The organism is Winslowiella sp. 2C04 (genome assembly GCF_050037805.1).
Taxonomy (GTDB): domain Bacteria; phylum Pseudomonadota; class Gammaproteobacteria; order Enterobacterales; family Enterobacteriaceae; genus Erwinia; species Erwinia toletana_A.
In genome coordinates, this window is record NZ_CP188300.1 from 3,783,970 (window position 1) to 3,798,349 (window position 14,380).

Annotated in this window: 12 protein-coding genes; 4 read left to right on the plus strand and 8 right to left on the minus strand. The window is 52.5% G+C overall.

Annotation, left to right across the window (positions count from 1 at the left end; genetic code table 11):
- Positions 1-16 precede the first annotated feature (16 nt).
- From ispU to rpsB, 6 genes are all read right to left on the minus strand, one after another.
- Complete coding sequence (gene ispU, locus ACP3TC_RS17225) at positions 17-769, minus strand: (2E,6E)-farnesyl-diphosphate-specific ditrans,polycis-undecaprenyl-diphosphate synthase (protein WP_313855863.1); 753 nt, start codon at positions 767-769, stop codon at positions 17-19.
- A gap of 186 nt (positions 770-955) precedes the next feature.
- Positions 956-2,158 carry a 1-deoxy-D-xylulose-5-phosphate reductoisomerase gene (gene ispC, locus ACP3TC_RS17230; protein WP_426816907.1) on the minus strand — a complete coding sequence of 401 codons (1,203 nt, stop codon included), beginning with the start codon at positions 2,156-2,158 and terminating at the stop codon, positions 956-958.
- 159 nt (positions 2,159-2,317) lie between these two features.
- Positions 2,318-2,875 carry a ribosome recycling factor gene (frr, locus tag ACP3TC_RS17235; protein WP_313855861.1) on the minus strand — a complete coding sequence of 186 codons (558 nt, stop codon included), beginning with the start codon at positions 2,873-2,875 and terminating at the stop codon, positions 2,318-2,320.
- Positions 2,876-3,062: 187 nt separating this feature from the next.
- A complete protein-coding gene (gene pyrH / locus ACP3TC_RS17240) occupies positions 3,063-3,788 on the minus strand; it encodes a UMP kinase (RefSeq protein ID WP_313855860.1) in 726 nt (241 codons plus the stop codon).
- Between the two features lie 220 nt (positions 3,789-4,008).
- A complete protein-coding gene (tsf, locus tag ACP3TC_RS17245; protein WP_313855859.1) occupies positions 4,009-4,857 on the minus strand; it encodes a translation elongation factor Ts in 849 nt (282 codons plus the stop codon).
- A gap of 222 nt (positions 4,858-5,079) precedes the next feature.
- Positions 5,080-5,805, minus strand: a complete 726-nt coding sequence (gene rpsB, locus ACP3TC_RS17250; RefSeq protein WP_313855858.1) for a 30S ribosomal protein S2 — start codon at positions 5,803-5,805, stop codon at positions 5,080-5,082.
- A 380-nt stretch (positions 5,806-6,185) separates the two neighbouring features.
- Here rpsB and map point away from each other — a divergent pair, with 380 nt between their 5' ends.
- The 4 genes from map to ACP3TC_RS17270 all read left to right on the plus strand — a co-directional run bounded on the left by map (position 6,186) and on the right by ACP3TC_RS17270 (position 11,417).
- On the plus strand, positions 6,186-6,980 hold the full coding sequence (map, locus tag ACP3TC_RS17255) for a type I methionyl aminopeptidase (protein WP_313855857.1): 795 nt from the start codon (positions 6,186-6,188) through the stop codon (positions 6,978-6,980).
- Between the two features lie 106 nt (positions 6,981-7,086).
- Positions 7,087-9,741: a bifunctional uridylyltransferase/uridylyl-removing protein GlnD gene (glnD, locus tag ACP3TC_RS17260; RefSeq protein ID WP_426816908.1), complete on the plus strand. Its 2,655-nt coding sequence runs from the start codon at positions 7,087-7,089 to the stop codon at positions 9,739-9,741.
- A gap of 117 nt (positions 9,742-9,858) precedes the next feature.
- Positions 9,859-10,683, plus strand: a complete 825-nt coding sequence (gene dapD / locus ACP3TC_RS17265) for a 2,3,4,5-tetrahydropyridine-2,6-dicarboxylate N-succinyltransferase (RefSeq protein ID WP_313855854.1) — start codon at positions 9,859-9,861, stop codon at positions 10,681-10,683.
- A gap of 341 nt (positions 10,684-11,024) precedes the next feature.
- Entirely contained in the window at positions 11,025-11,417 is a 393-nt protein-coding gene (locus ACP3TC_RS17270) for a DUF3461 family protein (RefSeq protein ID WP_313855852.1), read from the plus strand.
- A gap of 54 nt (positions 11,418-11,471) precedes the next feature.
- Here ACP3TC_RS17270 and ACP3TC_RS17275 read toward each other — a convergent pair whose 3' ends face one another.
- A complete protein-coding gene (locus ACP3TC_RS17275) occupies positions 11,472-12,629 on the minus strand; it encodes a CdaR family transcriptional regulator (RefSeq protein WP_313855851.1) in 1,158 nt (385 codons plus the stop codon).
- 186 nt (positions 12,630-12,815) lie between these two features.
- Complete coding sequence (degP, locus tag ACP3TC_RS17280; RefSeq protein WP_313855849.1) at positions 12,816-14,261, minus strand: serine endoprotease DegP; 1,446 nt, start codon at positions 14,259-14,261, stop codon at positions 12,816-12,818.
- Positions 14,262-14,380: the final 119 nt, after the last annotated feature.

The window sequence follows — 14,380 nt, forward strand, 5'->3', positions numbered from 1 at the left end:
GTTACCCCCAGTGCGCTCAGGCGCTACCAGGTGCTGCGCCGCCAAACCGACGCTCTCGATGTGAGAAAGCATTCATTGCACCTTCAAAAACTTGTTCATCAAAATCAGGCCAAAGAACATCAGTAAAGTAAAACTCTGCGTAGGCCACTTGCCACAGCAGGAAGTTACTGATGCGATGTTCTCCCCCGGTCCTTATTACCAGATCCACTGGCGCCAGCTTGCTAAGACAAAGATGCTTCTCCAGGGTCTCTTCCTCGATCTGATCGGGACGAAGTAATCCTTCCTGCACCTGTTCAGCAATTTGTCTTACGCCATGGATAATATCCCAACGGCCGCCATAATTCGCGGCAATGTTGAGCGTTAGTCCATTATTTTGTTGAGTAAGTTCCTCAGCACGGCGAATACGCTCTTGTAAGCGTAAATTAAAGCGACTGATGTCACCAATAATTCGCAAACGAACATTATGCTTATGCAGACTTTTAACTTCGCTGTCGAGCGCCCAAACGAAAAGCTCCATCAACGCCATCACTTCCTGCGGCGGACGGTTCCAGTTTTCGCTACTAAAGGCATAAAGCGTGAGCGCATCGAGCTTGTTGCTCACGGCAAAGCTTACGGCGCGACGAACCGATTTCACTCCCGCTTTATGACCAGAGATACGCAATTTGCCTTGATTCTTTGCCCAGCGACCGTTGCCATCCATGATGATGGCCACGTGGTGGGGGCCAGCCCCGAGCTGGTCATCGGCTTGTAATTGATTTTCGGACGACATAACGCGTAATTATTTCCTTTAATCAGAAATACAACGGTTTCTGAATACCTTGCACGCTGGCGCAAAAAAGCCGTGTTTTACACGGCTCTCACTGCCGTTATCGCAGGTCGTAACTGCCAAACGGAAGTCGCTGACTATACCATTTCCGGCTTCAGCTAACAAATGGCGACGCCGCAAAACGTTGAATTAACGCCGGGCAGTAAAGCGAGGTAGCAACTCGGCTGCCGCAACACGCGCCAGTTTGTCGATCTCAATCACCGCCTCAACGCTCTGCGGCTCCTGACAGGAAAGCGACGCCAGTACCGCGTTGTTCAGTGCGGCAATATCGGTGAAGCGAATCTCTGTATTCAGGAACGCTGCAACAGCGACTTCATTTGCCGCATTCAGTGCAGTGGTCGCAGACTGTCCAGCTTCACAGGCATCCATCGCCAGTTTCAGGCAGGGATAGCGAGTAAAATCTGGCTCGGCGAAAGTGAGTGCTCCCATACGCGTGAAGTCCAGCGGTGTTACACCGGCGCTGACGCGTTGCGGCCAGGCCATCGCATGGGCAATTGGCGTGCGCATATCTGGTGAACCCAATTGAGCTATCACACTGCCGTCACGGTAACGGACCATGGAGTGAATGACCGACTGTGGGTGCAAAATCACTTCCATCTGGGCATCAGTGGCGTTAAACAGCCAGCGGGCTTCAATGTATTCCAAACCTTTATTCATCATGGTGGCCGAATCAACGGAGATTTTACGCCCCATCGACCAGTTCGGATGTGCACACGCCTGATCCGGCGTTACGCTGTCAAGCGCGGCCAGCGGCGTTTCCCGAAACGGACCACCCGATCCCGTGAGGATAATGCTGTCGATGCCATTTTCCCCGAGATCAGCGTAACCTAACTGCTGCTGGATGGAAGCAGGCAAACTCTGAAAAATGGCATTGTGTTCGCTATCAATCGGCAACAATTGGGCGCTGGCGTGACGAACCTCATCCATAAACAGTCGACCACAGGTGACCAGCGACTCTTTATTGGCTAACAGGATGGTTTTACCAGCGCGAATGGCGGCGAGAGTGGGTAACAGACCGGCAGCGCCGACGATGGCCGCCATCACCTGATCGACCTCATCCAGCGCGGCCAGCTCGCAGGCTGCCTGTTCACCGGCGAACACCTCGGTAGCGACATTCAGCTGCTGTAAACGCTGGCGTAGCGCCTGAGCGGAAGCTTCATCAGACATCGCCGCATAAGCGGGACGAAAAACCTGACACTGCTCGGCCATCAGCTCGACATTGCGTCCGGCAACCAGCGCCTTCACGGCAAACAAATGGGGATTTTCACGCACCACTGCCAGGGTGCTGGTGCCGATTGAACCGGTCGAGCCGAGGATGGTCAATTGCTTCATAAGGCTGCTCTGTTATACCCAATATCATTCCATGCAGAGCGGTGGCGCGCGTGGCGATGATCCGCATGAACTATAATAATCAAAATGCAAAACGCCGCCAGACCCACCATTCTGTCTGAACGGGAATCTGTACGGCGTTTCAACGGTGCATGACGGGAATCAGAATTCCATCAGCTCCGCTTCTTTTTCGGCCAGCGCTGTATCAATTTTCTTGATATAGACGTCAGTCATTTTCTGAATATCATCCTGTGAACGACGCTCTTCGTCTTCACTGATCTCTTTGTCTTTCAGCAGCGCTTTCACTTTGTCGTTAGCATCACGACGCACGTTACGCACTGAAACACGACCCTGCTCGGCTTCACCACGCACGACCTTGATCAGGTCTTTACGACGCTCTTCAGTCAGTGCTGGCAGTGGAACACGGATATCAGTTCCAGCTGAACTTGGGTTCAGACCTAAATCTGAGGTCATAATCGCTTTCTCAACGGCCTGACTTAAAGAGCGGTCAAACACGTTAATTTTCAACGTACGTGAATCTTCAACGGTCACGTTGGCGAGCTGACGCAGCGGAGTAGCAGCACCGTAGTACTCAACCATAATTCCGTCGAGAATGCTCGGTGACGCACGGCCGGTGCGAATTTTGCTGATATGGTTTTTGAATGCGTCCAGGCATTTTTCCATGCGCTGGTCTGCATCTTTTCTGATGTCGTTAATCACGTTGGAACCCTTGGATTCTGGTTACCAGGCAGGCCTTAGTCAGCTAAGACCCGTTAAATAATCGTCGATAGAGCTATCATACTTCGGTTTGCCAGGCGTTAGCAGCAACCCGAACTATTTTGGCAAACATCCTGAACGGAGCGTATCGCACCGACAGAATATACCCTATTTTACGCTGTGACTGATATTAATGCGTAATCAGCGTGCCTTCTTTTTCACCCATCACCACGCGACGCAGTGCACCCGGCTTGTTCATATTGAACACACGGATAGGCAGCGAGTGGTCGCGTGCCAGAGTAAATGCCGCCAAATCCATCACTTTCAGTTCACGCTCCAGCACATCCTGATAAGTCAGTTGATCGTGCAGAACGGCTTCCGGGTTCTTCACCGGATCGGCAGAATAAACGCCGTCAACTTTAGTGGCTTTCAGTACCACGTCGGCTTCGATTTCGATGCCGCGCAGGCAAGCTGCAGAGTCAGTGGTAAAGAATGGATTACCGGTACCGGCAGAGAAGATCACTACGCGATTGTTACGTAATAAACTGATAGCTTCAGCCCAGCTGTAGTTGTCACACACGCCATTCAGTGGAATCGCTGACATCAGGCGCGCATTGACATAGGCACGGTGCAACGCATCACGCATTGCAAGGCCGTTCATCACGGTTGCCAGCATTCCCATATGGTCGCCAACAACACGGTTCATGCCAGCCTGTGCCAGACCGGCACCACGGAACAGGTTACCACCGCCGATTACCACGCCCACCTGAATGCCGAGCTCGACCAGCTCTTTAACTTCTTGCGCCATTCGATCAAGTACGCTTGCATCGATACCGAAACCTTCAGCACCTTGCAGTGCTTCACCGCTCAGTTTAAGCAGGATACGTTGATATACAGGTTTTGCATTGGTAGCCATGGTCTTTTTTCCTGGAAGCTATCATCAAATTGGAAGAGGTAAATCTGATGTATCATCCGCTTAGCCAGATAAAAATGCTATTGGGATGAGACTGAAAATACGTGGTGCTAAACATCACCAGATAAAACTTATTTTGCCCTTCGTCCGGGGTGATGCCGCAAGGCGTCAGGGACGACGGGCAAAAAAAGAACCGCCATCTGGCGGTTCTTAATAACCATGATTACTGCTTGGACATGGCCGCAACTTCTGCTGCGAAGTCGTTTTCAACTTTCTCGATGCCTTCGCCCACTTCAAAGCGGATGAAGTTAACCACGGAAGCACCTTTTTCTTTCAGTGCCTGACCAACGGTTTTGCTTGGATCGATAACGAAAGGCTGACCAGTCAGAGAAACTTCGCCGGTGAATTTCTTCATGCGGCCTTCAACCATTTTCTCTGCGATTTCTTTTGGTTTGCCAGACTGCATAGCGATGTCCAGCTGAACCTGGTACTCTTTCTCAACCACGTCAGCAGACACGTCTTCTGGGTTAACAAACTCAGGCTTGCTTGCTGCAACGTGCATTGCAACCTGCTTGATCAGGTCTTCATCAGCGCCTTTAGCAGAAACCAGTACGCCGATACGTGCGCCGTGCAGGTAGCTACCCAGCTGCTCGCCTTCCAGTACAGCAACACGACGGATGTTGATGTTCTCACCGATTTTAGCAACCAGTGCAACGCGCTCTTCTTCGAACTGCGCTTTCAGAACTTCAATATCAGTGATGCGGTCAGCTGTTGCTGCGTCCAGAACTTTGTCAGCAAACGCCTGGAAACCAGCATCTTTTGCGACGAAGTCGGTCTGGCAGTTGACTTCCAGAATCACCGCGTAGTCGCCAACGATTTTGGTTTTGATCACGCCATCAGCTGCAACGTTGCCCGCTTTTTTAGCAGCTTTGATTGCGCCAGACTTACGCATGTTTTCGATCGCCAGCTCGATGTCGCCATTCGCTTCGGTCAGCGATTTTTTGCAATCCATCATGCCCGCGCCAGTACGCTCGCGCAGTTCTTTTACCAATGCAGCGGTAATATCAGCCATTCTAAATTCCTCGGTTAACTGTGAACCTGCTGCGTACACAAGGTAGCAACAGTGTTTAATTCGCAGGAGATTTACTCCGCCTCGCCCAATCTGACGCCCGGCAAGGCAGACTTAAAACAATAAAGGGGCCTTGAGGGGCCCCTTACAGATCACTATCTGACTATACCAGACACCCTTGCGGGTGCTTTTTGGTATTAAGGGCTCGATTAAGAGCTAGCCTTATTACTCAGCTTCAGCGAAGGTTTCTTCAGCTTGCTGAGCCAGATCCTGAGAACGACCTTCACGCACAGTGGTAGCCACTGCGGTCAGGTACAGACTTACAGCACGGATCGCATCGTCGTTACCAGGGATAACGAAATCAACGCCATCCGGATCAGAGTTAGTATCAACGATAGCAAATACCGGAATACCCAGGTTGTTTGCTTCTTTGATTGCGATGTGTTCGTGGTCAGCATCAACAACAAACAGTGCGTCTGGCAGGCCGCCCATGTCTTTGATACCGCCCAGGCTGTTTTCCAGCTTGGCCAGTTCACGACCACGCATCAGTGCTTCTTTCTTGGTCAGCTTCTCGAAAGTACCGTCCTGAGACTGAGTTTCCAGATCTTTCAGACGTTTGATGGACTGACGAACGGTTTTCCAGTTGGTCAGCATACCACCCAACCAGCGATGGTTAACGAAGAACTGGTCGCAGCTCAGAGCAGCATCTTTTACCGCTTCGCTTGCAGCGCGCTTAGTACCAACGATCAGGATCTTACCTTTACGGGCAGAGATCTTGTTCAGTTCAGCCAGAGCGTCGTTGAACATTGGTACAGTTTTTTCAAGGTTGATGATGTGAACTTTGTTACGTGCACCGAAGATGAATGGCTTCATTTTCGGGTTCCAGTAACGGGTCTGGTGACCGAAGTGAACACCAGCCTTGAGCATGTCGCGCATGGAAACAGTTGCCATGATTACCTCTATATAGATTATTTGGGGTTGGGCCTCCACGTATCCCATACAACCGACCCTGAACAGCGATAACGCTCTTCGCAGGCACCCCGGCGTATGTGTCGATACGTGTGTGTTATTTACACATAATGAGATTTATGCGTTTCTCGTACAACAGACATCATCGTACATAGAATCGTCGGCGCGCTTTATACCACAATCCAGCCCCTGACGCCAATAAATGTTGTCAGCGCTGGCGCGCCACAAACTGCATTTGGCAGCGCCTGGGCAGGCTGTTAACATTACAGTACTAAGGTCATGCAGCGCGCTGGTGCACGCCAGAATTACGCAGCGCAGCCTATATTATTGTCGAAAATGACGACATTCGCGGAAAAAATTTAATGGCTATTTCAATAAAAACCCCTGAAGAAATCGAAAAGATGCGCGTTGCAGGCCGTCTGGCAGCCGAAGTGCTGGAAATGATTGAGCCGCACGTCAAACCGGGTGTCACCACCGCTGAATTGGATCGTATTTGCCACGATCATATCGTAAACAAACAGCAGGCGGTGTCTGCCTGCCTCGGCTATCACGGCTTCCCGAAATCAGTCTGTATCTCGGTTAACGAAGTGGTGTGCCACGGCATTCCAAGCGACGACAAAATCCTGCGCGATGGCGATATCGTCAATATCGACGTTACCGTGATCAAAGATGAGTATCATGGCGATACCTCGAAGATGTTTATCGTCGGCAAACCCACTATACAGGGCGAACGTCTGTGCCGCGTGACCCAGGAGAGCCTGTACCTGTCACTGCGGATGGTGAAGCCCGGTATTCGCCTGCGCACGCTTGGTCGTGAAATTCAGAAGTTTGTCGAAGCGCAAGATTTCTCAGTAGTACGCGAATACTGTGGGCACGGCATCGGCAAAGGCTTCCATGAAGAGCCTCAGGTGCTGCACTACGATGCGGATGATGGCGGCGTAGTACTGCAGGCGGGTATGACTTTCACCATCGAACCGATGGTCAATGCCGGTGATTACCGTATTCGCAGCATGAAAGATGGCTGGACGGTAAAAACTAAAGATCGCAGCTTGTCCGCACAGTACGAGCATACTATTGTGGTGACAGAAAACGGCTGTGAAATTTTAACCCTGCGCAAAGATGACACCATCGAACAAGTGTTAGTGAATGAAGGCTGAGTGGTCTTTCATTTCCCAGCGTTAACGAAGGCCGGCTCTGTAGCCGGCTTTTTTATGTCTGAAACCGCAGGCCGTGTGCCGTTGACATCACCAGGAGAGAGCGCAGATGAGTAATAGCGTGACGGAAAAATTAAATTTCGGACTGTCAGACTCCCCCGCCTGCTGGGATGATGAGCAACTTACCCGCGAGATACTGAAACAGCATCTGGATGCCTTTCAGCAGCAGCTGGCTGACGCCTTTGACGCCGGTGAAAATGCGGAAGATTTAATCGATGCCCGCACCCTGTTTATCGATCGTCTGCTACGTCGGCTTTGGCGTTTTTACGGTTTCGAATCGATGTCCGATATTGCACTGGTTGCCGTCGGCGGCTATGGCCGCGGCGAGCTGCACCCACTCTCTGATATTGATGTGCTGATTCTTAGCCGCAAGCCGCTGTCTGAAGAGGCGGCACTGCGCACCGGCGAGCTGCTGACGCTGATGTGGGATCTGAAGCTGGAAGTGGGCCACAGCGTGCGCACGCTGGAAGAGTGCCTGCTGGAAGGGCTTTCCGATCTGACGGTCGCGACCAACCTGATCGAATCGCGCATGCTAATCGGTGATGTCGCGCTTTTCCTTGAATTGCAAAAGAATGTATTCAGCGACGGATTCTGGCCTTCTTCCTGCTTCTTCGCGGCCAAAATTGAAGAGCAAAAAGAGCGCCACAAACGCTATCACGGCACCAGTTATAACCTGGAGCCGGACATCAAAAGCAGCCCCGGCGGCCTGCGTGATATCCACACTTTACTGTGGGTCGCCCGACGTCATTTTGGTGCCACTTCGCTGGATGAAATGGTCGGTTTTGGTTTTTTAACCGAGGCCGAACGCAACGAGTTAAATGAGTGTCAGAGTTTGCTGTGGCGCATACGCTTTGCGCTGCACCTGACATTACCGCGCTATGACAATCGTCTGCTGTTCGACCGCCAGCTGAATGTTGCTCAACGACTGAACTATCAGGGTGAAGGCAACGAGCCGGTAGAGCGCATGATGAAAGATTTCTATCGCGTCACCCGCCGCATCAGTGAGCTGAATCAGATGCTGTTGCAGCTGTTTGACGAAGCGATTCTGGCACTCGGGCCGGATGAAAAACCACGGGCGATTGATGATGACTTCCAGCTGCGCGGCACCCTCATCGATCTGCGTGATGAGACGCTGTTTGAGCGCCAGCCGGAAGCGATTATGCGCATGTTTTACAATATGGTGCGTAATCAGAACATAAGCGGTATCTATTCGACCACGCTACGCCAGTTGCGCCATGCGCGCCGTCATCTGAAAGAGCCACTCTGTACCATTCCCGAGGCGCGAAAACTGTTTCTCGCCATTTTGCGCCATCCCGGCGCGGTCAGCCGGGCGCTGTTGCCAATGCATCGTCACAGCGTGCTGTGGGCCTATATGCCGCAGTGGAGCAATATTGTCGGCCAGATGCAGTTTGATCTGTTCCACGCGTACACCGTTGATGAACACACCATTCGCGTGCTGCAAAAGCTGGAAAGCTTTGCCGACGAGACTACCCGTCCGCGACATCCGCTGTGCGTTGAGCTCTGGCCGCGCCTGCCGCAACTTGAGCTGCTGCTGATGGCCGCACTGTTTCACGATATCGCCAAAGGACGTGGCGGCGACCACTCGATTTTGGGCGCGCAGGATGCGCTCGAATTTGCCGAAATGCACGGCCTGAACTCGCGTGAAACTCAGCTGGTCGCCTGGCTGGTTCGTCACCACTTATTGATGTCCGTCACCGCACAGCGCCGTGATATCCAGGATCCGACCGTTATCCAGCAGTTTGCCGAGGTGATGCAGAATGAAAATCGCCTGCGTTATCTGGTGTGCCTGACCGTGGCGGATATCTGCGCAACCAATGAAAACCTGTGGAACAGCTGGAAACAGAGCCTGTTGCGTGAACTGTTTTTCGCCACTGAGAAACAGCTGCGCCGCGGTATGGAAAACAGCCCGGACCTGCGCGAACGGGTGCGTCATCACCGTTTACAGGCGCTGGCGCTGCTGCGGATGGATAATATTGACGAAGAGGCGCTGCATCAGATTTGGGGCCGCTGTCGTGCCGACTACTTCCTGCGTCATACGCCGAATCAGCTGGCCTGGCATGCGCGCCATCTGATGAATCACGATCTGAAAAAACCGCTGGTATTGGTCAGCCCACAAGCCACGCGCGGCGGCACAGAAATCTTTATCTGGAGCCCGGACCGCCCTTACCTGTTTGCGGCGGTCGCCGGTGAGCTGGACCGCCGTAACCTCAGCGTGCACGATGCGCAGATCTTTACCAGCCGTGACGGTATGGCGATGGATACCTTTATCGTGCTGGAGCCGGATGGCAGCCCGCTGTCGCCGGATCGCCACCTGATGATCAGCCAGGCGCTGGAACAGGCGATTACGCAGACCCGCTGGGTACCGCCGCGCACCCGCCGTCAGCCTGCCAGGCTGAAACACTTTAACGTCGATACCGCGGTTAATTTCCTGCCGACCCATACCGATCGCCGAACCTATCTTGAACTGATCGCGCTCGATCAGCCTGGCCTGCTGGCACGCGTGGGTGAAGTCTTCTCCGATTTGGGCGTGTCGCTGCATGGCGCGAGGATCAGCACCATCGGTGAGCGGGTTGAGGATTTATTTATTCTGGCAAACAGCGATCGTCGCGCACTTGATGCCGAATTGCGCGATGTATTGCAACAACGGTTGACAGAGGCACTTAATCCAAACGATAAAGTGTGACGAAGATTTGTTTTTTACCCTCAGCAGGGGCGGCGTTTTGCCGTCCGTGCCTTAAACAGGTATTGGGAGCTCACCACGGCTTCCCTGCGAATTAATTGATACAGGAAAAGTAACTTAATGCAACAATTACAGAGTGTTATTGAAGCGGCGTTCGAGCGCCGTGCCGACATTACGCCAGCTAACGCTGATACCGCCACTCGCGAAGCCGTCAATCAGGTTATCAGCCTGCTGGACAGCGGTGCGCTGCGCGTTGCTGAAAAAATCGACGGTCAGTGGGTTACGCACCAGTGGCTGAAGAAAGCGGTACTGCTGTCGTTCCGCATCAATGACAATCAGGTGATTGATGGCGCTGAAAGCCGTTTTTACGACAAAGTACCGATGAAATTTGCTGACTACGACGATGCCCGCTTCAAAAAAGAAGGCTTCCGTGTCGTGCCGCCTGCTGCGGTGCGTCAGGGCGCATTTATCGCGCGTAACACCGTACTGATGCCTTCTTATGTCAACATCGGCGCATATGTTGATGAAGGCTCAATGGTAGATACCTGGGCAACCGTTGGCTCTTGCGCGCAGATCGGTAAAAACGTTCACCTGTCCGGCGGCGTGGGCATCGGTGGTGTACTGGAGCCATTGCAGGCTAACCCAACCATCATCGAAGATAACTGCTTTATCGGCGCGCGCTCTGAAATCGTTGAAGGGGTGATTGTTGAAGAAGGCTCGGTGATCTCAATGGGCGTCTACATCGGCCAGAGCACCAAAATCTACGATCGCGAAACTGGCGAAGTGCATTACGGTCGCGTACCCGCTGGTTCCGTGGTTGTTTCCGGTAACCTGCCATCGAAAGACGGCCGCTACAGCCTGTACTGTGCGGTGATCGTCAAGAAAGTCGACGCGAAAACGCTTGGCAAAACCGGCATCAACGAACTGCTGCGCACCATCGACTAAGTTTGACTGTTACGGACCACCGCCGTGGTCCGTAATCTTATCTTTACACTTCCCCGTCTCAAAACCTGTTTCGCGTGATGAATTAACAGGTGATCTTGCTCACATTTCAAGCGATAATCCGCGCCAGTTAATGAGCACTCTTTCGATAACTGTTTCTGCCGTTTCGACCATTACGACTATATTGATCGCATGAGTACGAGACGAATGAGCTAAGTGAAGACAAGGCGTAAGCGCGCAGCAACCGCAGTGGACTGAAGTCCATGAGGATTGCGAGCACTGCACAACGCAGTATTCACGACGCGCAGCCGGATCGACACCAACTTATAAAGGAAACTATTGTTATGTATGATAATTTGAAAAGTCTGGGCATCGCCAACCCTGAAGATATTGACCGTTACAGCCTGCGTCAGGAAGCCAATAACGACATCCTGAAAATCTATTTCCGTAAAGACAAAGGTGAGTTTTTCGCCAAGAGCGTGAAGTTTAAATATCCGCGTCAGCGTAAAGCAGTGGTCGGTGACAGCCTGGGCCAGGGCTACAAAGAAATTATGGAAATCAGCCCTAACCTGCGTTATGTGATCGACGAGCTCGATCAGATTTGTCAGCGTGACCAGGTTGAAGTCGATCTAAAACGTAAGATCCTTGACGATCTGCGTCATCTGGAAAGTGTGGTCTCAAACAAGATCACCGAGATCGAATCTGACCTCGAAAAGCTTACCCGTAACGGTCGTTGATTTGCTCCGCGGGCGGAATTCTCTCTGCCCGTTTCATGCCGTAATCGCCCCCGGTTACGGCTGCTCATCCAGTTGCAGCGCCACATACAGCAGCAGCCGGTCATCAAAGTTACTCAGATTCAGCCCGGTCAGCTCTGATATACGATTCAGACGATACTCCAGCGTATTTCGGTGGATAAACAGCGCTTTTGCCGTAGCCGATGGCTGCACGTTATGGCTGAACCAGGAAATCAGCGTGCGGCGCAGCAGGCCGTTATTATCCAGCGTTTTTAACCTCGCCAGTGGACGCGACAGTTCGTTGGCCTGCCAGCCACCGCGCAAACTATCCAGCAGCACCGGCAGCACCAGATCCTGATAGAAATAGCTGCGCTGATCGGGCATCCGTTGTTTACCCACTAACATCGTGGTGTGTGCCGTACGGTACGATCGCGCAATGCTGCCCTCACCGGTAAAATAGTTGCCTAATGCGATGCGGATGCGCAAATGACCACTCTCTTTCATACGTGACAACAGCTGCTCAACCCGCCGCCGGTGATCTTCCTGATCGTAGCGGCCGTGAGCATTCAGCGCCGGTTTCAGTACCACCATTTCGGTGAGTGAAACAATCGCAATCAGATTATCGCGCTCCGGCGTGGTCAGCAGCGTTTGGAGCTGCTGTAACTCGGACATCGCGCTATCGACGCCGAGCTGGCCGCTGTCAACTTCTACCACCGCCACCACGCGCGGCTGCTGAAGGTCAATCCCCAACCGCTGTGCCCAGTCCATCAGGGCTGGCGACAGGGTCTCACTGCGTATCAGATTAAGCACCAGCTCTTCACGCAGGCGGCTGTCCTGAGCCAGCATATGCAGTAAGCGTGCTTGCTCCAGCATCATCTCTGCGGTCATACAAACCAGTTCACCATAGTGACGTAACGCCTGCGGATCGCCGGTCAGGCCAATCACCCCGACAATGTCGCCGTCGATGCGCAGCGGCAGGTTAATTCCCGGCCGTACGCCATGCAGATGTTTCGCCACTGCATCATCGATGTCCACCACGCGCGCCTGCGAGAGCGCCAGCAAGGCTCCCTCGTGCATTTCCCCAATGCGTTCACGATCGCCGCTGCCGACGATACGACCGCGTGCATCCATCACATTGACATTGCTGTCAATAATTTTCATGGTGCGTGCAACGATCTCCTGGGCCAGACGTGCATCCAGATGATAGGTGGCCATCAAACACTCCTGCAAAGCATAGGGATAATCAGCATAGCCGGGAGAATGGCGCGAAACATTGTGCAGATGCACAGAGCAGGGCAGCAGTTGCGAAAATTGCGGTGGGTATCACAAATGAGGCAGAAAAAGCGGGGAATAAGAGCAGAAAGATCGTGCCGGTGCACAAGGCACCGGCACGAACAGGGTTTACTGCATAACCAGATAGATAGAAGCATCACCACGCTGAATATTCAGCGCCAGTACCGAAGGCTTGCTGTCAAGGATCTTACGTAATTCACCCAGATTGGCTACCGCCTGCTGATTAACGCCAAGGATCACATCATCCTTTTTCAGGCCAACGCGCGCTGCCGCAGTACCCGGCTTCACGCTGTCAACTTTAACGCCTTTATGACCATCACCTTCGACATTGCTCAGGTCCGCACCTTCAATACCGGTATAAATAGTGCCGGAATCAACTTTAGTCTGCGTACTCTGCTGCAGTTCAACATTCACCGTTACCGTTTTGCCATCACGCAGTATGCCAAGTTCCATTTTTGAACCGACCGGCAGCGTACCGACCTGCGCACGCAGCGCCGAGAAGCTGGAGATTGGTTTTTTATTCAATGAAACAATCACATCACCCGCTTTAATACCGGCTTTGGCTGCGGATGAATTTGGCATTACCTGGCTGACGAAGGCACCACGCTGAGCGTCAACTTTCATCGCTTTCGCCAGCTCAGAGTTCAGTTCGGTGCCGAGAATGCCCAGCTCACCACGTTTCACCTGGCCATATTCCACCATCTGTGACGTCAGGTTTTTCACCATATTACTTGGGATGGCAAACCCAATACCGATATTGCCGCCGTCCGGCGCAAGGATCGCGGTATTAATTCCGATCAGCTCACCGTTCAGATTAACCAGCGCACCGCCGGAGTTACCCCGGTTGATCGCCGCATCGGTCTGGATAAAGTTCTCGTAGTTTTCGACATTCAGGCCGCTACGACCCAGCGCCGACACGATACCGGAAGTCACGGTTTCACCCAGACCGTACGGGTTACCAATCGCCACGGTATAATCGCCAACCCGCAGGTCGTCGGAGTCCGCCATTTTGATTGCCGTCAGGTTTTTAAAGTCCTGCAGTTGAATCAGCGCGATATCCGAACGCGGATCTTTACCGATCACTTTGGCTTCATATTTGCGCCCGTCACTGATTTGCACCTGAATTTTAGTCGCGTTATCCACTACGTGATTGTTGGTCACCACATAGCCTTTCGCTGCGTCAATGACTACGCCGGAGCCAAGTGAGCGGAATTTCTCTTGCTGTGCGTTGCCACCACTCTGCCCGCCCTGGCCATTCTGTCCACCATCCTGACACATAGGTGAACCCTGGAAAGGTGAACCGTCCTGGCAAAACGGTGAGTTCCCGCCAAAGAACTGCTGGAATTGCTGTGGCATACGCGGGGTACGCACGGTTGTCACACCTTCAACATTAATGCTGACGACCGAAGGCATGACTTTTTCCAGCATTGGTGCCAGGCTTGGCAATTGCTGAGTGGAGGAAGAGGCCGTTTCAGCGGCCGAAGCGGTTACCGGACTCATCGCCATACTCAGGCTCAGAGCCAACGCGCTTAATGCTAAGGTTGTTTTTTTCATTTATCTTGTTCTCGTCTCTGACAATGATGCAGACCATTGCTGTGGTCACGGTGATAAGATTTATTTTTTAGCGCGAAGTTCATGTTTAAGTGTTTGGAAATGGTAAATATTTATTCCTC

Bases quoted from the DNA above. Each gene is read 5' to 3' on its own strand.
- ispU (WP_313855863.1), bottom strand. From the start codon at position 769: ATGTCGTCCGAAAATCAATTACAAGCCGATGACCAGCTCGGGGCTGGC.
- ispC (WP_426816907.1), bottom strand. From the start codon at position 2,158: ATGAAGCAATTGACCATCCTCGGCTCGACCGGTTCAATCGGCACCAGC.
- pyrH (WP_313855860.1), bottom strand. From the start codon at position 3,788: ATGGCTACCAATGCAAAACCTGTATATCAACGTATCCTGCTTAAACTG.
- tsf (WP_313855859.1), bottom strand. From the start codon at position 4,857: ATGGCTGATATTACCGCTGCATTGGTAAAAGAACTGCGCGAGCGTACT.
- rpsB (WP_313855858.1), bottom strand. From the start codon at position 5,805: ATGGCAACTGTTTCCATGCGCGACATGCTCAAGGCTGGTGTTCACTTC.
- map (WP_313855857.1), top strand. From the start codon at position 6,186: ATGGCTATTTCAATAAAAACCCCTGAAGAAATCGAAAAGATGCGCGTT.
- glnD (WP_426816908.1), top strand. From the start codon at position 7,087: ATGAGTAATAGCGTGACGGAAAAATTAAATTTCGGACTGTCAGACTCC.
- dapD (WP_313855854.1), top strand. From the start codon at position 9,859: ATGCAACAATTACAGAGTGTTATTGAAGCGGCGTTCGAGCGCCGTGCC.
- ACP3TC_RS17270 (WP_313855852.1), top strand. From the start codon at position 11,025: ATGTATGATAATTTGAAAAGTCTGGGCATCGCCAACCCTGAAGATATT.
- ACP3TC_RS17275 (WP_313855851.1), bottom strand. From the start codon at position 12,629: ATGGCCACCTATCATCTGGATGCACGTCTGGCCCAGGAGATCGTTGCA.
- degP (WP_313855849.1), bottom strand. From the start codon at position 14,261: ATGAAAAAAACAACCTTAGCATTAAGCGCGTTGGCTCTGAGCCTGAGT.